Raw genomic sequence first — 19,531 nt, forward strand, 5'->3', positions numbered from 1 at the left:
CTACCACGGCAGTCGGGGCGGGTCGAGCTCCCGTACGAAGAATGAGGAGGCCGCCAGCACGATCTCGTTGACCGCTTCAGCTCTGGAACCTCAGACTCCAGCTGCTGTTTCCTCGCGGCGGCGCCGGCCTGTTCACGTCGTAGAGGGCCGGTGGGGGCCATGGACCCGTGGGAGCGTGCAGAGGGCCACCGGTTCGGGGCCTCATCCGGTCAGGGCGTCACCGAAGTGGTCGCCGCTGCGGGGGCGACCCTTGATGCCAGAGCTGCTACGGGTCCACAGCTGGTCGCCTCGAGCGGTCAGTCCGTTGGTGTTGCCGTACAGCACGTTGACGCTGCCCCGTAGGCCGTCTGATGTGGGTGCTCCGACGGCGAGATCCGACTTCCGGGATCGACCGAAGTCGGCAGCAGTCAGAGTCGCCCCGAACGGCGGACCCCAACCCTGTTCCGGTTGGGTGGTGCCCTTGACGCCTGGCGAGCTGCGGCTCCACACCTGGTTCATGGCCGCCGTGAGGCCCGAGCTGGTACCGAAGAGGATGTGGACTGACCCTCCCCGGTCGGCAGCGCTGATCGCTAGATCGGCGTCCTGAGATCCGCCGAAGTCTCCTGCCGTCACGGCAAGTCCGAAGAAGCCGGCAGTGCCCGGCTGGGGTGGCTGAACGCCTGGACTGTTGTGGGACCAGCTTTCGTGACCCTCTCCACCTAGCCCACGAGACGATCCGTAGAGCACGGAGACGATTCCTCGATGCGTCGTGCGGTAGCCGGGTGCGGCGATACCGAGATCGTCGAAGGACGATCGTCCGAAATTCGCCGCAACGAGGTTCGCGCCGAACCTGTCGTCGGTGCCGGGGGTGGTGAGTCCGGCGCTGGTCGGCGTCAGCAGCTCGTTCCCTCGTGCCTGCAGCCCAGCTCTCGCACCGTAGATGACGTTCACTCCGCCAGACTCAGCTTCCCAGGGGACTCCTACGGCAAGGTCGAGTTCCTTCGTGCCCCCGAAGTTGCCGATGACCAGTGCTGAACCGAACGCATCGCCCGGGACGAACGGCTCGAGATCTTCGCCGCTGCCGCTGTCGGATTCTCCTTTGATGCCGGGACTGTTCTGACTCCACAGCTGGTCCCTCGCGGCGGACAGACCGCGGCGAGAGCCGTACAGGACGTTGACGGAACCGCCGTACCCGGGGGTTCCGACAGCGAGATCGGCGAACCCATCACGGTCGATGTCTCCGGCAGCCAGGGCCGCCCCGAAGTACTGGCCTCCGTTGTCGAAGATGTCAGGCTGGGCCACGCCCTTGATTCCAGGACTGTCTCGAGTCCAGAACTGGTCGCCAGCCGCCGTGAGGCCGCGCTTGGACCCATAGAGGACGGTAACCGCGCCTGCGGAGATGTTGTGGCTCGGGCTGCCAACGGCGAGGTCGGCATACCTGTCGCCGTTGAAGCTGCCGGTTGCAAGAGCTGCGCCGAACCGGTCCCCTCCACCACTCCTGCTGGTGCCCTTCACGCCGGGGGAGTCCAAGGTCCACAACTGATCTGCTGCGGCAGCAAGGCCAGCATCCGAGCCGTAGATGACGTGGACGGCACCAGCCTCTCGATCGCTACCCCAAGCGCCGATGGCGAGATCTGCATGCCCATCGCCGTTGAAGTCCGATGGCACTCCGGTCGTCTTGAACATTCCGAGCGTCGCTGGTGTCGTCGTCGAAGACGCCGTCGTCGAGGTCCACGAGCTCACCTGCAGCATCACCAGCGAGAGAAGCACAGCCAAGCTGCGCAGTCGAATCACGTGGACTCCTCGACGGTGAGCGATCATCGGCGCCAGCTCGCGCCGCATATGACGATCCTCGGGCGCCCGTTGGGTTGTCAACCAATGTCATGGATTCCCGCCAAGGCCCACAGGACAGGCGCGGTCCACAGCCCGCCCCGGGTGTGCCGGCGGCGGTGGGCCGGTCGGATCCGGCCCGCCTGTGTCGCGGGCGTCTGCCTCTCAGCCCCGCCGGCGGCGACCCGCAACCGCGGCGCAGCTGACGCAGACCGCAGTCTCCGGTCGGGCGAGCAGGCGTTCGGCGCCGATCGTGCGGTGGCAGTTCCGGCACTGCCCGTACGTGCCGTCCGCGAGTCGCTGCCCGGCGGCAGCGAGCTCGGCGAGCGTCTGCTCGGTACGGGCCAGCAGCGCGACGTCCCGGGCCTGGTCCAACGAGGCGGTGGACCCGTCGGGGTCGTGCTCGTCGTCGGCGAACATCAGGCTCCGGGCTTCGCGGGTCTCCTCGATGGCGGCCCGCAACGCGTCCCGCTGAGCCCTGGCCTGTGCCGTCCGTTCGCCCAGGACGTCCGCCCAGCGAGGAACGTCGACCGATCGACGGTCGTCGGACCAACCGTGGCTGTCGTCGTCCACCCGTCACCACCTCCGGGAGCAGTCGACCACGAGAGTGTGACAGCGCTCGCCGCCGTCCGGGCGGCCGGACCGGTCCTCAGACCTCGACGCCGGGAGTGGACGTCACCAAACGGTGCCGTTGGACAGCATGCCCGTCGATCGATCAGCTGGACGTCCCGCTGCGGTTCGCAGGTGACGTCGCCTGGGGTGCGGACGTTGTGCGGCGCAAAGACGACGAACTCGGCGCGTGCCGATGTCGTAGACGACAAGACTCCGACCAGGGGCCGGAGCCGCAGTCAGCCGGAACCGGCGGCGACTGCGCGGCACCTCGCCACCCGGTCGCGAGCACCTCCCCGCACCAGGGGGTCCACTATTCTTCGCGACATGCAGCCGTTGTCCGCGACCGTTGTCCAGACGCTGCGGGCGGAGATCATCGACGGTCGGATCGCGATCGGTGACCGCCTCAAAGAAGACGCCCTCGCATCCCGCTTCGGGGTGTCCCGCGTCCCGGTGCGCGAGGCCCTGCAGCAGCTGGAGGCAGAGGGCTTCGTCATCATCGAGAAGTTCAAGGGCGCGTCGGTCTCCGCTCGATCCCACGAGGACGTGGTGGAGCTGATGCAGGTCCGTCGGGGGCTCGAGGTCCTGGCGGCCACCCTGGCCGGAGAGAAGTCCGGAGGCGTGATGGCCGATGAGCTCCGACAGGTGATCGAGCGGAGCCGACGGGCCCGCGACGAGCGAGCCGTCGACCAGCTTCCGCCGTTGATCATGGAGTTCCACGAGGTGGTGGCCCGGGCCTCGGGGAACGCCCAGCTCGCGATCATGCTCGAAGGCCTGCTGCAGAAGATCGCCTGGGGGTTCGAGCTCGACATCGTGGGGCGGATCGAGTCCTCCTGGGCCGACCACTCGGCCATCGCCGAGGCCATCCTGGCGGGCTCAGGACCGACGGCCGGCCACCTGATGGGCGAGCACATCATCAAAGACGAACGGCTCTACCGCGAAGCCACCGAACGGACTGCCGTCCCGTCCTGAACCGACTCTTGGGCTCGATGTCCTCGACACCGGAAACCGCAGAGAGCGGTGGAGACGTAGGCACCGGTGGTGTGCAGGAGCTGGGCCCCCGTTAGGCGCACCAGCCCGCTCTCCCGCCGTCGACCGTGAGTAGGGGGCACGGCGTGTCATCAGGAGTCGGCGCCGTCTTCGTGGCCGGAGCCGCCGGCCTTCCTCGCGACCGCCATCGCCGACCTAGCCTTCGGCCACGCCGTGGAGGACGTCAGCCGCGATCACCTCGGCGATCGCGCGGATCGGTTCGAGGTCAGGTCGGGGTGTCCGCGCGGGGCTGGATCCGGACGCTGCTCACCGCGGCGAGCAGGAGCAGGGCGGCGGCGATGCCCAGGCTGAGCTGCATCCCGGCCACGACGCGGTCGGGATCGGCGATCAAAGCCCCGAAGACGGCGATCGCGACGGCCCCGCCGACCTGTCGGAAGGTGTTGAACACCGCACTGGCCGTTCCGGCCTGGTGGCCGGGGACACCTTCGAGGACCACCCCGGTGACCGACGGCATGGCCAGGGCTCCGCCGGCGCCGATCGGGATGATGCAGATGGCCACCAGAGCCGGGTTGCCGACCGGGGCGGTGACCAGCACGGCCACCAACCCGAGGACCATCGCCGACAGTCCGGCGACGACCGGCACACGGGCGCCGAACCGGTTGGTGATGGGGCCACTGGCCAGGTTGGCAGCGATCGCGAAGAACGCCGACGGGAGGAACACCAGACCGGCGTGCAGGGGTGAGAGTCCGAGCTCTTGCTGCAGGAACAGGCTGACGACGAACACGTTGCCGTAGTTGCCGACCATGAAGGTGAAACCCACCGGCAGAGCGAGCCGGAACCCGCGAGCCCGGAACAGCCCGAGAGGCATCATCGGGTGCTGGACCCGGGTCTGCACGAGCACGAAGCCGGCCAGGCTGATGAGCGCGACCGCCAGGGCCGCGACGACCGGAGGGGTGCCGAAGCCCAGGTGCCCCCCGTCGATGAGGCCGTAGACGAGGGTGGACAACCCGACGACGGCGAGGACCTGACCGGCCCAGTCGAACGGCGCCGGACGGGTCGGTGACATGGCCACCAGGCCGAGGAAGAAGATCATGGCCGCGCAGACCGGGAGGTTGATGCTGAAGACCCAGCGCCAGTCGTAGGTGGTCAGGAGCCCTCCCAGCGGCTGGCCGACCAGCGCCGCGACCGCGCCGCCGACCGCCCAGACGCCCAGGGCCCTGGCCCGACGAGCGGGATCCGGGAAGGCCTCCCGCACCAGTGCCATCGAGGCGGGCAGGATGACCGCCGCCCCGGCCCCCTGGGCGAAGCGCGCGGCGATGAGCAGGGTCGAGCTCGGGGCGAAGGCGCAGGCGGCCGACGTCACCGCGAACACCGCGACACCGAGCACCAGGGCCCGCTTCGCGCCGATCCGGTCGGACAGGTTGCCCGCGAACAGGAGCAGCGCGGCGAACATCAGGGTGTAACCGTCGATGATCCACTGCTGCCCCACGGTGCCGCCGCCCAGCTCGGTCTGGATCCGGGCCAGAGCGACGTTGACGATGGAGATGTCCAGGGTGATCAGAAAGAAGCCCAGGGAGGCGATGGCGACCACGAACCCTGCGTGGGGGCCGTTGGGCACGCCGACGGCGGCCGGCGGGGTCTTGGTGGGCAGTGCCATCACGTCTCGTCTCTCCCAGACCCCCGACTAAGCGGAGGCAAAATCTCCAGATAGGCGCAGACTAGCATCTATCCGGAGGTTGTCTCTCCACATCGGCTAGGATTCCGCCATGACCGAATCCGCGCCAGCAGGCAGTCAGCGAGCACTTCGACGCGACGCCGCGCGGAACCGGGAGCGGCTGCTGGCCGCCGCTCGGCAGCTGTTCGCCGACCACGGCTTCGACGTCACCCTCGACGAGGTCGCCCACCGCGCCGGTGTGGGCGTCGGCACCGCGTACCGGAGGTTCGCGAACAAGGGCGAGCTGCTGGATGCACTCTTCTCGGAGCAGACCGCCGAGATGGCTGCGGCGGCCGACACCGCCTTGACCGACCCCGATCCCTGGCACGGGCTGGTGACCTACCTCGAGATGTCCCTGGCCCTGCAGCTGCGCGACAAGGGCCTGGCCCAGATCGTCAGCGGCGACCGGGTCGGCGTCGAGCAGCACGACTGGAACCGCCAGGTGATGGCGCCGAAGAACCGCGCCATCGTGGCCCGGGCGCGCGACGCCGGGGTGTTGAGAGACGACGTCACCGGCACCGACCTCACGTTCGTCCAGGTCGGCCTGAACGCGATCCTGGCCCGTTCCCGCGGTGCGCACCCCGATCTCTACCGCCGCTACCTGCATCTCCTCCTGGACGGCCTCCGCGCCGAACCCGGCACCCCGACCCCGTTGCCCGTCGCGGCCCTGACCAGCGACGAGACGCACGCTGTCATGGGGCCACCCATCACCCCGGGAACCGCACGGGGCTGAACACCGGGCACCGAGCACGCTCGACTCCCCGCCAGGCACTCCGTGCTCCGGCAAGACCGCCGGCTCAGCCTGCGATCGAAGCACCCGAGGACCGTTCGAGCGCGTCCTGACCGAGGATGCCTCGGCTCGACCGGCACACCGGAGGTCATCACCTGGACACGACAAGCTCAGGCGCGCGGGTGTACCTCGCGTGCTCCGTACACTGTACGGGATCTAACCGTCACGACCTTCGGAGAACGACTGTGAGCCTGGCCGACCAGCTGCGCCGACTGCTCGCGCTGGGGGTGGCCGACCTCGCCGGCATCTCCGCCCGGGAGCTCTCCGGCCACGTCGCGTCACTGGCCGACGAGCCGACGGCGGTGCTGGCCATCCACCCCCGACTCGTTCCCGCCCGGCTTCTCACCCCTCTGCTGCGGCGGCAGGACCAGGAGGGTTTCGTGGTCGAGGACCTGACGGATCTCGAGGAGTTCGTCCCCGCCACCGGGGTCACGATCCCCGATCAGCCGGTGTACCTGCTGCACGGCGTGGAGCGGGGCGACGAGCTGCGCAACGCCAGTCCGGACGAGGCCCTGCCGGCCATCCTGGCCCGCGGGCGCACCCCGCTCACCATCGGCGAAGGTCTGAGCTGGCTGCTGCAGGAGCCGGACCGGCTCGAGCCCAACCACTGCTTCATGACCATCGGCTCCCGTCGACCGGTGGGTCGGCGACTCGACGCCCGGACACCGGCGGTCTGGATCAGCGGGGGCACGGGCCGCGACGGGCGGCACCGGCGGGGCGCCCCGAAGGTCGGCTGGTGCTGGGCCGGTAACCGGCACACCTGGCTCGGATTCGCCTCCGCGCAGCGCCGGAGCGCCTGAGCCGAGTGGGGGGCTGAGCCGGGCCTGGCCGTCTGAGCAGGGCCGTCGTGCCGACCGCCGAGGATGGCAAACGTCTCATGCTGACCACACGAACTCATCATCTGGGCACGGTGAACTGAAGGCACTTCAACGAAGCACCACGACATCCAGGAGTCCCTTCATGACCATCGCCTTCCGCACCCTGAGCCGCCCGCTGGCCCTGACGGCTGCCGCCGCAGCCATGATCACGCTCTCCGCCTGCTCGGGACCGTCCGAGCCCGCGGCCGCCCCGCCGCCCGTGACCAGCTCCTCGGACGCCACGTCCCCGTCGGCCGCCACGCCGTCCCCGAGCGCTTCCGCGTCCAGCGCCGACGCCTCCCCGTCGGCGACCACGCAGACGCAGGGCAACGACGCGCTGCTGGCCGCCGCCGCCCTGGCCGCCAAGGAGATCTCGGACGGCACGGTCGTCTCGGTCGAGGCCGAGCGGAACGGCTGGGAGGTCCACGTGGTGACCGCCGACGGCGACGAGCAGCAGCTGCGGACCGATCCCGCCGGTGAGTCGATCGTCAGCGGACCCACCGACGACCGTCCCGATGCGGATGACCGCACCGAGAACGAGCAGCTCGCCGGGGTGAAGGTCGACGTCGGAGAGGCCGTCAAGGCCGTCGAGGGTGAGGTGGACGGCGGCCAGATCAACGAGCTCAGCCTGGACCTCGACAACCGCAGCATCGTCTGGGAGGCTGACGTCCGGACCGGGTCCGAGCAGCGATCGGTCCAGATCGACGCCGACAACGGTGACGTGATCAGCAACCGGATCGACGACTGACACAGACCCCGATCTGCCCGTCGAGACCGATCTCACTCGTTGAGAACTGATCTCACTCGTTGATGGCCTCGATCCCCTGCCGTTCGAGCTCGGCGAGATGATCCCGCATCTGCTGCAAGACCTCGGGCGGGTGGCCTTCCCAGTCCGGCACCTCGGCCAGGACGCGCAGCGGATCGCGGGTGCGGTAGGACCGGGTCGGGTTCCCGGGGAACCTCTGGTCGGTCAGGTTCGGGTCGTTCTCGATCGGTCCGGTCGGCTCGACCCGGTAGATCCGGCCCGGCCCGGCCCCGACGGCGAGCTCCGCACCCCAGGTGGCCGCGTCCAACGTGGCCGTCAGGTAGAGGAAGTTGGCGCGCTTCCGCTCACCGTAGTTGGAGCTGTGGCCGGCTTCCAGCCGGTCTCCCGGGGTGAGGTCGGCGCGGGTGCCGTGGAAGAACGGCCCGGGATCCTCGACAGCTGTGGCGTCGGAAGTGCTCATAACCCGATCCTGCCCCAGCAGAACCCGTCGCGCACCCGTCGTCGTCGGCTTCCGAACATCTCGGGCGCAGGCACGCACAAAGCGCACCAGCCCTACAGCGGCGGTGGGTTGAGTCCGCTCCGTCGCAGCTCGACCGTGGCCAGGGCGTGGATCACCTCGCGGTCGCCGCGACGCCAGGCGGCCACGGGGTCGTCGCTGATCCTGGCGATGACGTGCATCGGCTGGGCGACCATGGCCCGCAGCGCGAAGAGGTCCAGATCGGCCTCGGCGTCCAGGAACCGTTGCGCAGCCCTGGCCCGCAGGAAGAACCGCACCCGGACCGGCAGCCAGATCACCAGCAGCAGCACCGCCGGGATCAGGAACACCAGCCAGCCCAGCAGCAGTCCGGCCCGCTCCACCGAGGCGACCTGCTGGTCGGCCGCCGAGATGACGTCCTGCAGGGAGAGGACCGCGCCGTCGAACGGCTTGCGCAGCTCCGCTCCCAGCCCGGGCACCCGACTCGTCTGCTCGGCGGCCTCCTGGATCTGGTCCCGCAGCTGACGCGCGGCGTCGCCGGAACGTCGCGCCGGTGTGGCGATGGCGTCGACGGTGCGTTCGGTGGCGCGCCCGACGAACCACCAGAGCACGACCCAGAGCAGCACGAACAGGTCCGACGCCAGCTGGCCGAGCATCCGCACCCGGCGTTGCGCGTAGATGCCTGCGGGGAAGGTCATGGTCGCTGACCCTACGACCCGCTCTACAGTGAGCCCGTGCCCCCTCATTCCGGGTCCGGACCCGTCGTACGCGCGGCACCCGAGCTCGACCGGCTCGCACTCGACTGGCTGCTGACCAAGACCGAGCGGGCGAACCCCCAGACGGTGCTGGACGACCAGCACCCCGGCGACCGGGCCTGGTCAGCGGGCAACCACGTCCGCCCCCTGGTGCACGGCGCCACCTACTTCGCCGAGCTGCACGCCCGGATCGAGGAGACCCGGGCCGGTGACCTGATCTTCTTCACCGACTGGCGCGGCGATCCCGACGAGCAGCTGACCGACGACCCGGAGTCGACGGTGGTGAAGGTGCTCGGCGCCGCCGACCGCCGCGGTGTCGACGTCCGCGGGCTGATCTGGCGCTCCCACTGGGACAAGCTCTCGTTCTCCGCCGGGGCGAACCGGCAGACCGGCGAGCGGCTGCAGGCCGACGGCGCCGAGGCCCTGTTGGACATGCGGGTCCGTACCGGCGGCTCCCACCACCAGAAGCTCGTGGTCATCCGCTACGCCGGCCGCCCCGCCGACGACATCGCCTTCGTCGGCGGCATCGACCTGTGCCACGCCCGGCGCGATGACGCCCGCCACCACGGCGACCCGCAGGGCCTGCCGATGGCCGCGGCCTACGGCGACACCCCCGCCTGGCACGACATCCAGGCGGCCATCTCCGGACCAGCGGTCCACGACGTGGAGACCGTCTTCCGCGAGCGCTGGCTGGATCCGACGCCGCTGAGCCGCAACCCGTTCCACCAGTGGCGTGACCGGCTGGCCGGCAACGACCTGTCCCCCGACCCCCTCCCGGTCCAGGCTCCGCCCCCTCCGACCGTGCCCGGGGGGACGCACCTCGTGCAGCTGCTGCGCACCTATCCCAACCTGCGTCACGGCCGGGACTACCCGTTCGCCCGCGGCGGCGAGCGGAGCGTGGCCCGGGGCTACACCAAGGCGCTGGAGCGGGCCGAACGGCTGATCTACGTCGAGGACCAGTACCTGTGGTCCACCGAGATCGCCGCCACCTTCGCCGACGCGCTGCGCCACCGGCCGGAGCTGCGGGTGATCGCGGTGCTACCGCACCTGCCCGACCAGTCCGCGCCGCTGTCCCGGGTGCCGCAGGAGCTGGGTCGGCACGACGTGGTCAGCCAGCTGCTGGAGGCGGGTGGCGACCGGGTGGCGATCTACGGCATCGAGAACCACCAGGGGTGGCCGGTCTACGTGCACGCGAAGGTCTGCGTGATCGACGACTGGTGGGCCACGATCGGCTCGGACAACTTCAACCGCCGGTCCTGGACCCACGACTCCGAGCTCTCCGCCGTCGTCGTCGACGCTGCCGGCGGTGACCACAGCGCGTACGCACGACGCCTGCGCCTCGCCCTCGCCGCCGAGCACCTGGACCGACAGCTCGGCCCGGACGACTACCCGGGCGATGTCTCGTTGCTCGCCTCCGGTCGGGCCCCGGGACCGACCACCTCGCCGACCGACCGCGATGAGGCTCTCGACGACCACGACCTGCTGGAGCTGATGGCCGACTGCGTCGACCCGGCCGCCATGTTCTCCGCGTACGCCTCCTCGGCGGCCGCTCTCCAGGAGTGGCACGACCAGGGCCGCCCGGACGGGCAACGACCGCCGGGCCGGCTGCGGGCCCTGCACCGGGTCCGGCTGACCCCCCTGACCCGCGCCTGGGCCGCCCCGGTCTACCGGACGCTGCACGACCCGGACGGTCGCCCGCGGGTTCTGCGTCGTCGTCGGTCCTACTGAGGCAGGGAGCTCCGGCGACGCCTGTCGCCGAGACAGGATCTCCGGTCCGGGCTCACCGGTCGGGCCGGATGCGGGCCACCGGCGCACCGGGGGAGCCGAAGGGCAGCAGGTCCAGAGCGGCGCAGACGGCGCCCTCGACATCGGCGCGGTCGCCGGCGAAGTCGATGCGGAGGTCGCTGACGTTGTCGGCCACGGAGTTCTCCCGGACGGCGGTGGCGAAGGTCGCCAGGAACCGCGACGCCCCCGCCGCGAACGGGCTGCCGCCGAGCAGCACCGTGGTCGGGTCGAGCAGGTTGACCACCCAGCTCCCGGCCACGCCCAGGTGCCAGGCCGCCTCGTCCAGCACCGCGTCGACCCGCTCGTCCCCGAGGCCCTCGAGCTCGACCAACGTGGCGTGATCGTCGGGCCGGCGGAGCAGACCACTGACGCGCCGTCGGATGGCCCAACCCGCGGACACCGTCTCCAGGCAGCCCACCCGACCGCACGCGCAGACCTGGTCGCGGCCCGGAAGTCGGCAGTGCCCGAGCTCGCCGGTGCCGCCGCTGGCTCCCGTGAGCACCCGGCCGGCGCTGACGATGCCGAGGCCGATCCCGTGGTCCAGGAAGACCACCACCGCGTCGCGGTGACGCCCGCCACGGGCGACGCCGAGAGCCGCCGACGCCGCCGGGTTCAGCACGACGACAGGGAGAGCCAGCCGCTCGGCCAGCTCCCCCACCGTGACCGGTGCCCCACCACCGAACGCGGCGGCGGCCCCGGCTCCGGTGGTCGGGTCCACCCGGGCACCCAGCAGCACGGTGGCGGCGGCGGGCCGCGGCACGCGAAGCCCCGCCGACAGGCTGGTGATCATCTCGGCGAGGACGTCCAGGCCCGGACCGACGCTGCCGGGATGCTCCCGCTGGAGACGGCCCAGCTCGGTCCCGGCGCTGTCGGCGACCACGACGTCCAGGACGTGCGGCAGCACCCGGCACACGGCCACGGTGGCCCACCGCGGGTCGAACGCCAGCAGCATGGCCGGCCGCCCGGTGGCGCCGCGGTCGACGCCCGCGTCGACCACCGCCCCGCGGGCCAGCAGGTCCCGCACGATCGCGGCGACCGTCGGTCGAGCCAGCCCGGTGCGGCGGACGAGCTCGGGCTGGGTGGCCGGACCATGATCACGCAGAACGCCCAGGAGTCTCCTGGCGTTGACGTCCCGCACGATGCCCGAGTCGACCGGCAGCGCATCGCGACCTCGACCGTCCTCGCCGCTCTCGGGCATCCCGTGATCGTAGCGAGTCGCCCGGACCTTTCGTCAAGGGTATTGACATAACTCGGCGGCCAGTAGTTGACTGCCGATCACCTCATCGTCGTTCAGTGATGCGACCGGCTGTGCTCCGGACGCCACCAGTGCGCGCCGATCCGTCGAACAAAGGAGTCTCGATGACCGAACCGATCCGTCGCCGTACGATCCTGGCCGCCGCCGGCGCCACCGCCGCCGGACTGTCCCTGCCCGGGGTGGCCGCGCAGGCCGCCGGCCGACCCAAGGGCACCGTCCGCTTCACCCTGGACGCCGAGGTGCTCGACGGCGGTGAGCAGATCACCTCGGTGACGCTGGACGCCTCGCGCCTCGGCCGCATCGACCCGGCCAGCCTCACCACCGGCACCTTCACGGTGCACGCCAAGGCCAGCAGCCCGATCCCGCTGGCCGCCGGTGACCTGATCTTCAGCGAGTACGACCTCGATCGCCCCGTGACCGCGGCGCGGGTGAACCGGCGCGGCGACATCGTGCTCGACCTCGCGCACGGCGAGGGGCAGGTCGGCGGCGGGACCCTCGGCTACATCGTCAGCCTGGGCCGCAACGTGCAGCTCGACCTGACGTACACGATCACCCAGAACCGCCCGCTGTCCGTCCGTGGCCGGGGCCGGGTCACCATCTCCGGGTTCGAGCAGGGCGAGCTGTCCAGCCCGGAGGTCGACGCCTTCGACTACGGGATCTCACGCTCGGACATGAAGTACCGGCTCTACTCCCCCGACCGCGGCCACGGCGGCAAGGGTCGGAAGCGGCCGCTGATCGTCTGGCTGCACGGTGGGGGCGAGGGCGGTGCGCTCTCCAAGGGCTACTACGACAACGAGTCGACCCTGCGGGCCAACCGCGGCGCGCTCGGGTTCGCCACCCCGGAGGGGCAGCGCATCTTCGGCGGCGCCTACGTGGTCGCCCCGCAGAGCCCGTCGTACTGGATCGAGGACGGACCCCGCTTCGCGCCCCAGATCAAGGAGATCATCGAGGAGGTGGCTCGGCGGCACCCGATCGACCGGGACCGGATCCACGTGGTGGGCTGCAGCAACGGTGGCTACATGACCCTGAAGATGATCTCCGAGTACCGCGACCTGTTCGCCTCTGCGGTGCCGATCTGCGGTGTCGTCCAGGCCTTCCGGCCCGGCGGCGAGCGGTTGATCACCGACGCCCAGCTGACGAAGATCACCACCCCGACCTGGCTGGTCACCTCCAAGGACGACGGGACGGTGGCTCCGGAGCCCAACACCGTGCTCGCCTCCCAGCTCATCCCCGACGCCGAGCTCACCCTCTACGACGAGGTCGTGTGGAACAACTACAAGTTCAACGGCCACTGGTCCTGGATCTACGTGGCCCGCAACGATCCGCGCCTCCGCGGGACCCGGATCTGGCAGTGGATGGCCTCCCAGCGGAACTGACCGAAGCCGGAGTCCGGTGACCCGACCGGACCTCAACCTGTCGCCGCCGAGTCACCGTACGTGGCTCGGCGGCGCACGGGTTTCCGGCAGCGACGGCTCTCGGCGACCGGGGTGGTCCCGTCCGCCGTCCAGGCCCGACAGCGGGTGGAATAGCCGGCCGCGGCCGACGTTGACCCGACTATGACAACCATCGGCATCATCGGAGCAGGACACATCGGCAGCCAGGTGGCGCGGGCCGCCGTCGAGCAGGGGTACGACGTCGTGATCGCGAACTCGCGCGGTCCGGAGACTCTCGCCGACCTCGTCGCCGAGCTCGGCCACACAGCGCGCGCGGCGACCGCGCAGGAAGCGGCCGAGGCCGCCGACATCGCCGTCGTCACGGTGCCGCTGCACGCCTACCGCGACGTCCCGGTCGAACCGCTCGCCGGCAAGATCGTGCTCGACACGAACAACTACTACTGGGAGCGCGACGGCCGCATCGCCGCGCTCGACGAGGGCCGGGCGACCACCAGCGGGCTGCTGCAGGAGCACCTGCCGACCTCCAAGGTGGTCAAGGCGTTCAACCACATCATGGCCGCCGACATCACCACCGACGGCGCTCCCGCCGGCGACCCCGACCGCCGCGCTCTGGCCACGGCGGGCGACGACGCGGAAGCTGTGGCGTTCGTCACTGACTTCTACGACGCCCTCGGCTTCGACACGGTCAACGTCGGCCCGCTGAGCGAGTCCTGGCGGGTCGAGCGTGACCGCCCGGCCTACGGCGCGCGCCAGAACGCCGCCGAGCTGCGCGAGAACCTGGCCAAGGCTCCTCGCACGGTCTGACAGACCCGGTCTGACCCCTGGCACGGTCCCACCCACCGGTCTGACCCGCGCGCCGGGACCTCGGAGCGCGGCTGGCATGCTCGGGCACATGACCGAGACCGCCAGGACTGACACCGCCGACCGCGCCTCCGAGCTGCTCCGCCTGCACACCGCCCCGGAGCTGTTGACCGTGGTCAACGTGTGGGACGTCATCTCCGCGACCGTGGTGGCCGGGTTGCCGGGCACCACCGCGTTGGCGACGGCGAGCCACTCGATCGCCGCCTCCCGCGGTTACGAGGACGGGGAGAACATCCCCGTGGCCGAGATGATCGAGGAGTGCCGGCGGATCGTGGCCGCCGTCGACCTGCCGGTGACGGCCGACCTCGAAGGCGGCTACGGCGACGCGGCGGAGACGGTCCGCCGAGCCATCGGGGTCGGCGTGGTGGGCGCCAACATCGAGGACCAGCTGAAGCCCCTGCCCGAGGCCACCGCGCAGGTCGCGGCGATCATGGCCGCGGCTGCCGCGGAAGGGGTCCCCGACTTCGTCCTGAACGCCCGCACCGACGCCTTCGTCCGGGCCGGCGACCGCGACCCCGCCGAGGTGCTGGCGGACGCCACCGAGCGGGGCCGGGCCTATCTCGAGGCCGGCGCTCCCGTGGTCTTCGTGCCCGGGCTGCTCGACGAGGCCCAGATCGCTCACCTGGCCGAGGCGTTCGGTCCGCAGCGGCTGACGCTGATCGGTGTGCCCGGCAGCGTCTCGCTGGCCCGGGTGACCGAGCTCGGAGTCGGCCGCGTCTCGTACGGTCCGTGGTCGCAGCGGGTCGCCCTGACCGCACTGGCCGAGCTGGTCGAGGCCGTCCAGGCCGGCGGCGGTCTGCCTGCGGGCGCCCGGGCCCTCAACTGACCCATTCGCGAACAAGGCGCAGGACGGCCGCAACCGCCGATTCTGCTGCTGTAGGGTTCTCGGCGTGCCGCAGATACGGATCAGGGATGCTGCCGCCTACCTGAGCGTGAGCGACGACACGGTCAGGCGCTGGATCGACTCGGGGCAGCTGCCCTCGCAGCTCGACGCCAGCAACCGGAAGGTGGTCGACGGCTACGTCCTGGCCATGTTCGCCCGGAGCCACGCCACCCCGATGGCCGACCCCTCGCAGGTGGAGAGATCGGCGCGGAACCGGTTCGTCGGGCTGGTCACCGACATCGTCACCGACAAGGTCATGGCGCAGGTCGAGCTGCAGTGCGGCCCCTTCCGTGTCGTGTCGCTGATGAGCAGCGAGGCCGTCCGGGAGCTGGGCCTGGAGCTCGGCTCGGTCGCCGTCGCCGTCGTCAAGTCCACCACCGTCATCGTCGAGACACCGCAGGGAGACTCGTGAACCGGCGACGGGTCCTCGCGGCCGCAGCGACGGCGCTGCTGCTCGTCGGCGCCGGCTGCAGCACCACCGCGGAGCCGTCCGGCTCCACGAGCGGGTCGGCACCGGCCGCGACCCGGACGCTCACGGTGTTCGCCGCCGCCTCACTGACGAACACGTTCACCGAGCTCGGCACCCGGTTCGAGGCCACCCACGCCGAGACCACCGTCACCTTCAGCTTCGGCGGGTCCTCCGCCCTGGTCACCCAGCTCCAGCAGGGCGCGCCCGCAGACGTCTTCGCGTCCGCCGACACCAGCAACATGGACAAGGCGGCCGGCGACGAGCTGGTGCAGGGCGACCCGGTCGCGTTCGCCTCGAACACCCTCGAGATCGCCGTGCCGCCGGACAACCCGGCCAAGATCACGTCTTTCGCCGACCTGGCGCGCGACGGCGTCACAGTCGTGGTCTGCGCCCCCCAGGTCCCGTGCGGTGCCGCCACCCAGAGGGTCGAGACCGCCACCACGGTGGACCTCTCCCCCGTCAGCGAGGAGAACTCCGTCACCGATGTGCTCAACAAGGTGACCTCCGGTGAAGCCGACGCGGGGCTGGTCTACCGGACCGACGTCCGGGGCGCGGGCGACAAGGTCACCGGCATCGCCTTCCCCGAGTCCGGCGAAGCCGTCAACATCTACCCGATCGCCGTGCTGTCCGGCAGCGAGGAGGCCGCGCTGGCGCAGCAGTTCGTCGACCAGGTCACCGGCGCCGACGGCCAGCAGGTCCTCGCCGCCGCCGGCTTCGGCAGGCCCTGACCGTGCGCTCCGCATGATCATCGGCGCAGGCGCGTCTCGGTGCCGGTGACCCCGCCCTCGTACGACGGGGTCCCGCGCTGGATCTACGTCCCCGCGGCTCTGGGAGCCGTCTTCGTGATCTTGCCCCTGGTCGCCATGATCACCCGGGTGGACTGGTCCCGCTTCGGACAGCTGATCACCAGCCCGTCCTCGTTGGCCGCCCTGCGCCTGAGCCTGCAGACCTCGATCGTCTCGACCGGTCTGTGCCTGCTGCTCGGGGTCCCGATGGCGCTGGTGCTGGCCCGGGCCCGGTTCCCAGGACAGCGGCTGCTGCGGGCCCTGACGCTGCTGCCCCTGGTGCTGCCGCCGGTGGTGGGGGGCATCGCACTGCTCTACACCTTCGGCCGTCGGGGTCTGCTCGGTCAGAGCCTGGAGGTGCTGGGTCTGCAGATCGCCTTCAGCACCACAGCCGTGGTGCTGGCGCAGACGTTCGTCTCGCTCCCCTTCCTGGTGGTCTCGTTGGAAGGCACCCTGCGCGCGGTCGGCAGCCGCTACGAGGTGGTCGCCGCCACCCTGGGCGCCCGTCCCACCCTGGTGCTGCGTCGTGTCACCCTGCCGCTCGTCCTGCCGGGGCTGCTGTCCGGCGCGGTGCTGTCGTTCGCCCGCTCGCTCGGCGAGTTCGGCGCCACTCTCACCTTCGCCGGAAGCCTGCAGGGAGTCACCCGTACCCTGCCGCTGGAGATCTACCTGCAGCGGGAGACCGACGCCGACACCGCTGTCGCCCTCTCACTGGTCCTGGTGGCGGTGGCGATCCTGGTGGTCGGACTGTCCCAGGGCGTACGCCGGACGGCGGCCACCGGATGAGCGCCGCCGGCGCGACCGTCTCCCTGACCGCAGAGGTCGCTGAGCGGGGGTTCGCCGTCGAGATCCACCTCGCCGCCGGCGACCGGCTCGCCGTGCTGGGACCCAACGGCGCGGGCAAGTCGACGCTGCTGTCGGTGCTGGCCGGGACCCTGCGACCCGACCGGGGGCGCGCCGAGCTGGACGGCTCGCTGCTGTTCGACGTCGCCGGACGCCAGGGCCGGTGGCGGCCGCCGCACACGCGTCGCGTCGCCCTGCTCGCCCAGGACCCGCTGCTGTTCCCGAACCTCACCGTGCTGGAGAACGTCGCGTTCGGGCCGCGTGCCGCCGGAGCGTCCCGGACGACCGCTCGGGAGCAGGCTCGGCGGTGGTTGAGCGCGGTCGACGCCGCAGCGCTGGCCGACCGCCGGCCCGGCCAGCTCTCCGGCGGTCAGGCCCAACGGGTCGCCGTGGCGCGGGCCGTGGCCGCCGAGCCCCGGGTGCTGCTGCTCGACGAGCCGTTCGCCGCGCTGGACGTCACGGTGGCACCCCTGCTGCGCCGGATGCTCCGCGACGTGCTCGCCGAGCGGTCGGCCCTGATCGTCACCCACGACCTGCTGGACGCGGTGCTGCTCAGCAACCGCATCGTCGTGCTGAACGAGGGCCAGGTGATCGAGCAGGGCCCGACCGCCGAGGTGCTCCGCCACCCCACCAGCGCGTTCACCGCCCGGCTCGCCGGGCTCAACCTGGTCGGTGGCACCGCCGGGGACGGCGGCCTCCGGCCGAGGCAGGGGGGACCGTCCGTCGGAGGCGTGGCCCGGACTCCCCTGGCTCCGGGCGAGCCGGCCACCGCGGTCTTCTCACCGAACGCCGTGTCGGTCTACCTCAGCCCGCCGCACGGCAGCCCGCGCAACGTCTTCGCCGTGACCATCACCGAGCTCGAGCCCCGTGGCGACCAGGTCCGGGTCCGCGCCCTCACCGCCGAGGGTGAGTCGCTCACCGCCGACGTCACCCCCGCCGCGGTCGGCGAGCTCGACCTCTACCCCGGCGGACGCGCCTTCTACACCGTGAAGGCGGCCTCGGTCACCCTCTATCCGACCTGATCGTCGGGCCTGCGCATCTCGGCCAGCGCCACCTGCGCGAACACCGCGAACACCGCTTCGTGTGCGATCGCCCACAGACGGGGCAGCCGCTCGGCTTCCCGGTTCCTGCTCGCCGGGAAGGCCTGGTCGATGGGGAGGGGAGCGTCCACGGCCCAGATGACGTCGGCGAGGGTGATCTCGTCGGGGCGTCTGGCCAGGGACAGCCCGCCCTGCGGCCCTCGGCGGACCCGGGCGAGTCCGGCCCTCTTGAGCGGGTCGATGATCGTCATCAGGTACGGGTAGGACAGCCCGAGCTCGTCGGCCAGCGCGGCGCCGGGGACCGGCCGCTCACCGGGCTCGGGCAGCACCAGAGCGGCACTGATGGCGTGGTCGACCCGAGCGACCCGGTGCATCATGCTTCTCCTCCATCGTGTCGGCGGCCTGTGGTCCCAGGGTCGGGGGCCCCCGGGGTCAGCTGGGCACAGGTGACGGCACGGCGGTCGTGGCCGGGCGGTCGGCAGCGGTCGCGATCTGCGAGGCGCCGGCGACCGCCTTGATCCACACCGACTGGCCCTCCTCGAGCTGCTTCGCCGTGGCCTCCGCCCGGGTCAACGTGACCAGGACCGGCGTCGACGACGCGTCGCCGGCGAGACCGATCTCCAGCCGGACCTCGAAGCCGACGCGGCTGGCGCGGAGGATGTGGCCGGCGTGGGCCCCCGGGAACGGGACGGTCACCACCTCGATGTCGTGGGGCCGGACCAGCGACCCGTCGAGCAGGGTGACCGGGCCGAGGAAGCTCATCACGAACTCCGACGCCGGGGCGTCGTAGAGCTCGTCGGGGGTGCCGACCTGCTCGATCCGGCCGTTGTTGATCACCACGATCTGGTCGGCGACCTCGAGGGCCTCCTCCTGATCATGGGTGACGAACACGGTGGTGACGTGCACCTCGTCGTGGAGACGGCGCAACCAGGCCCGCAGCTCCTTGCGGACCTTCGCGTCGAGCGCGCCGAACGGCTCGTCGAGCAACAGCACCGACGGCTCGATGGCCAGCGCCCGCGCCAGCGCCATCCGCTGGCGCTGACCACCGGACAGCTGGGACGGCAGCCGGTCGGCGAACTGCGACAGGTGGACCAGCGACAGCAGCTCGTCGACCTTGGCCGCGATCTCGCGCTTGGGGCGCTTCCTGATCTTGAGCCCGAAGCCCACGTTGTCGGCCACGCTCATGTGGCGGAACGCGGCGTAGTGCTGGAAGACGAAGCCGACGTTGCGCTTCTGCGCCGGCAGCCGGGTCGCGTCGTTGCCTTCGATCTCGACCGTGCCGACGTCGGACAGCTCCAGCCCGGCGATGATCCGCAGCAGCGTCGACTTGCCGCCGCCGCTGGGACCGAGCAGTGCGGTCAGCTGACCGGACGGGATCTCGAGGTCGATGTCGGACAGGGCGACGAAGTCGCCGAAGCGCTTGCCCACGCCACGGACGTTGATGCTCACTT

20 protein-coding genes are annotated in these 19,531 nt (G+C 71.2%); 12 read left to right on the forward strand and 8 right to left on the reverse strand.

The window, feature by feature from the left end; translation table 11 throughout:
• Positions 1 to 201 precede the first annotated feature (201 nt).
• A complete protein-coding gene (locus ABD714_RS05800) occupies positions 202 to 1,821 on the reverse strand; it encodes an FG-GAP repeat protein (RefSeq protein ID WP_344811354.1) in 1,620 nt (539 codons plus the stop codon).
• A gap of 153 nt (positions 1,822 to 1,974) precedes the next feature.
• A complete protein-coding gene (locus ABD714_RS05805) occupies positions 1,975 to 2,382 on the reverse strand; it encodes a TraR/DksA family transcriptional regulator (protein WP_344811355.1) in 408 nt (135 codons plus the stop codon).
• 363 nt (positions 2,383 to 2,745) lie between these two features.
• Between ABD714_RS05805 and ABD714_RS05810 the strand changes: the two genes are divergently transcribed.
• Positions 2,746 to 3,390: a GntR family transcriptional regulator gene (locus tag ABD714_RS05810; protein WP_344811356.1), complete on the forward strand. Its 645-nt coding sequence runs from the start codon at positions 2,746 to 2,748 to the stop codon at positions 3,388 to 3,390.
• 283 nt (positions 3,391 to 3,673) lie between these two features.
• Here ABD714_RS05810 and ABD714_RS05815 read toward each other — a convergent pair whose 3' ends face one another.
• On the reverse strand, positions 3,674 to 5,065 hold the full coding sequence (locus ABD714_RS05815; protein ID WP_344811357.1) for an MFS transporter: 1,392 nt from the start codon (positions 5,063 to 5,065) through the stop codon (positions 3,674 to 3,676).
• Between the two features lie 109 nt (positions 5,066 to 5,174).
• Between ABD714_RS05815 and ABD714_RS05820 the strand changes: the two genes are divergently transcribed.
• The 3 genes from ABD714_RS05820 to ABD714_RS05830 all read left to right on the forward strand — a co-directional run bounded on the left by ABD714_RS05820 (position 5,175) and on the right by ABD714_RS05830 (position 7,517).
• The gene (locus ABD714_RS05820; RefSeq protein ID WP_344811358.1) at positions 5,175 to 5,855 is read left to right on the forward strand and encodes a TetR/AcrR family transcriptional regulator; all 681 of its coding nucleotides are present in this window, start codon (positions 5,175 to 5,177) and stop codon (positions 5,853 to 5,855) included.
• 242 nt (positions 5,856 to 6,097) lie between these two features.
• On the forward strand, positions 6,098 to 6,712 hold the full coding sequence (locus ABD714_RS05825; protein ID WP_344811359.1) for a DUF5701 family protein: 615 nt from the start codon (positions 6,098 to 6,100) through the stop codon (positions 6,710 to 6,712).
• Between the two features lie 160 nt (positions 6,713 to 6,872).
• Positions 6,873 to 7,517 (forward strand): PepSY domain-containing protein, encoded by a 645-nt coding sequence (locus ABD714_RS05830; RefSeq protein WP_344811360.1) that lies wholly within the window; start codon positions 6,873 to 6,875, stop codon positions 7,515 to 7,517.
• Positions 7,518 to 7,569: 52 nt separating this feature from the next.
• Here the strand turns inward: ABD714_RS05830 and arr are convergent, their stop codons facing one another.
• On the reverse strand, positions 7,570 to 7,995 hold the full coding sequence (gene arr / locus ABD714_RS05835; protein WP_344811361.1) for an NAD(+)--rifampin ADP-ribosyltransferase: 426 nt from the start codon (positions 7,993 to 7,995) through the stop codon (positions 7,570 to 7,572).
• Between the two features lie 92 nt (positions 7,996 to 8,087).
• Complete coding sequence (locus tag ABD714_RS05840) at positions 8,088 to 8,708, reverse strand: hypothetical protein (protein WP_344811362.1); 621 nt, start codon at positions 8,706 to 8,708, stop codon at positions 8,088 to 8,090.
• 36 nt (positions 8,709 to 8,744) lie between these two features.
• Between ABD714_RS05840 and ABD714_RS05845 the strand changes: the two genes are divergently transcribed.
• The gene (locus ABD714_RS05845) at positions 8,745 to 10,493 is read left to right on the forward strand and encodes a phospholipase D family protein (protein ID WP_344811363.1); all 1,749 of its coding nucleotides are present in this window, start codon (positions 8,745 to 8,747) and stop codon (positions 10,491 to 10,493) included.
• A 52-nt stretch (positions 10,494 to 10,545) separates the two neighbouring features.
• Here ABD714_RS05845 and ABD714_RS05850 read toward each other — a convergent pair whose 3' ends face one another.
• Positions 10,546 to 11,748: an ROK family transcriptional regulator gene (locus tag ABD714_RS05850; protein ID WP_344811364.1), complete on the reverse strand. Its 1,203-nt coding sequence runs from the start codon at positions 11,746 to 11,748 to the stop codon at positions 10,546 to 10,548.
• 161 nt (positions 11,749 to 11,909) lie between these two features.
• Between ABD714_RS05850 and ABD714_RS05855 the strand changes: the two genes are divergently transcribed.
• From ABD714_RS05855 to ABD714_RS05885, 7 genes are all read left to right on the forward strand, one after another.
• Positions 11,910 to 13,181 carry a prolyl oligopeptidase family serine peptidase gene (locus ABD714_RS05855; protein ID WP_344811365.1) on the forward strand — a complete coding sequence of 424 codons (1,272 nt, stop codon included), beginning with the start codon at positions 11,910 to 11,912 and terminating at the stop codon, positions 13,179 to 13,181.
• 180 nt (positions 13,182 to 13,361) lie between these two features.
• A complete protein-coding gene (locus ABD714_RS05860; protein ID WP_344811366.1) occupies positions 13,362 to 14,003 on the forward strand; it encodes an NADPH-dependent F420 reductase in 642 nt (213 codons plus the stop codon).
• Positions 14,004 to 14,091: 88 nt separating this feature from the next.
• A complete protein-coding gene (locus tag ABD714_RS05865) occupies positions 14,092 to 14,886 on the forward strand; it encodes an isocitrate lyase/PEP mutase family protein (RefSeq protein WP_344811367.1) in 795 nt (264 codons plus the stop codon).
• Between the two features lie 64 nt (positions 14,887 to 14,950).
• Positions 14,951 to 15,355 (forward strand): TOBE domain-containing protein, encoded by a 405-nt coding sequence (locus ABD714_RS05870; protein WP_344811368.1) that lies wholly within the window; start codon positions 14,951 to 14,953, stop codon positions 15,353 to 15,355.
• The gene (modA, locus tag ABD714_RS05875; protein ID WP_344811369.1) at positions 15,352 to 16,140 is read left to right on the forward strand and encodes a molybdate ABC transporter substrate-binding protein; all 789 of its coding nucleotides are present in this window, start codon (positions 15,352 to 15,354) and stop codon (positions 16,138 to 16,140) included. Before ABD714_RS05870 ends, modA begins: the two co-directional genes overlap by 4 nt.
• A gap of 39 nt (positions 16,141 to 16,179) precedes the next feature.
• Positions 16,180 to 16,983: an ABC transporter permease gene (locus ABD714_RS05880; RefSeq protein WP_344811370.1), complete on the forward strand. Its 804-nt coding sequence runs from the start codon at positions 16,180 to 16,182 to the stop codon at positions 16,981 to 16,983.
• Positions 16,980 to 18,062: a sulfate/molybdate ABC transporter ATP-binding protein gene (locus ABD714_RS05885; protein WP_344811371.1), complete on the forward strand. Its 1,083-nt coding sequence runs from the start codon at positions 16,980 to 16,982 to the stop codon at positions 18,060 to 18,062. Before ABD714_RS05880 ends, ABD714_RS05885 begins: the two co-directional genes overlap by 4 nt.
• Here the strand turns inward: ABD714_RS05885 and ABD714_RS05890 are convergent.
• The gene (locus ABD714_RS05890) at positions 18,050 to 18,457 is read right to left on the reverse strand and encodes an Rrf2 family transcriptional regulator (protein WP_344811372.1); all 408 of its coding nucleotides are present in this window, start codon (positions 18,455 to 18,457) and stop codon (positions 18,050 to 18,052) included. The two genes, ABD714_RS05885 and ABD714_RS05890, sit on opposite strands and share 13 nt — an antisense overlap.
• A gap of 55 nt (positions 18,458 to 18,512) precedes the next feature.
• A complete protein-coding gene (locus ABD714_RS05895) occupies positions 18,513 to 19,529 on the reverse strand; it encodes a sulfate/molybdate ABC transporter ATP-binding protein (protein ID WP_344811373.1) in 1,017 nt (338 codons plus the stop codon).
• Between the last annotated feature and the right edge of the window lie 2 nt (positions 19,530 to 19,531).

The sequence above is a fragment of the Microlunatus aurantiacus genome, assembly GCF_039536605.1.
In the GTDB taxonomy this organism is placed as follows: Bacteria; Actinomycetota; Actinomycetes; order Propionibacteriales; family Propionibacteriaceae; genus Microlunatus; species Microlunatus aurantiacus.

Coding starts and splice junctions, on each gene's coding strand:
- ABD714_RS05815 (WP_344811357.1), bottom strand. CDS start 5,065: ATGGCACTGCCCACCAAGACCCCGCCGGCCGCCGTCGGCGTGCCCAAC.
- ABD714_RS05890 (WP_344811372.1), bottom strand. CDS start 18,457: ATGATGCACCGGGTCGCTCGGGTCGACCACGCCATCAGTGCCGCTCTG.
- ABD714_RS05800 (WP_344811354.1), bottom strand. CDS start 1,821: ATGCGGCGCGAGCTGGCGCCGATGATCGCTCACCGTCGAGGAGTCCAC.
- ABD714_RS05865 (WP_344811367.1), top strand. CDS start 14,092: ATGACCGAGACCGCCAGGACTGACACCGCCGACCGCGCCTCCGAGCTG.
- ABD714_RS05855 (WP_344811365.1), top strand. CDS start 11,910: ATGACCGAACCGATCCGTCGCCGTACGATCCTGGCCGCCGCCGGCGCC.
- ABD714_RS05885 (WP_344811371.1), top strand. CDS start 16,980: ATGAGCGCCGCCGGCGCGACCGTCTCCCTGACCGCAGAGGTCGCTGAG.
- arr (WP_344811361.1), bottom strand. CDS start 7,995: ATGAGCACTTCCGACGCCACAGCTGTCGAGGATCCCGGGCCGTTCTTC.
- ABD714_RS05850 (WP_344811364.1), bottom strand. CDS start 11,748: ATGCCCGAGAGCGGCGAGGACGGTCGAGGTCGCGATGCGCTGCCGGTC.
- ABD714_RS05820 (WP_344811358.1), top strand. CDS start 5,175: ATGACCGAATCCGCGCCAGCAGGCAGTCAGCGAGCACTTCGACGCGAC.
- ABD714_RS05830 (WP_344811360.1), top strand. CDS start 6,873: ATGACCATCGCCTTCCGCACCCTGAGCCGCCCGCTGGCCCTGACGGCT.
- ABD714_RS05860 (WP_344811366.1), top strand. CDS start 13,362: ATGACAACCATCGGCATCATCGGAGCAGGACACATCGGCAGCCAGGTG.
- ABD714_RS05810 (WP_344811356.1), top strand. CDS start 2,746: ATGCAGCCGTTGTCCGCGACCGTTGTCCAGACGCTGCGGGCGGAGATC.
- ABD714_RS05840 (WP_344811362.1), bottom strand. CDS start 8,708: ATGACCTTCCCCGCAGGCATCTACGCGCAACGCCGGGTGCGGATGCTC.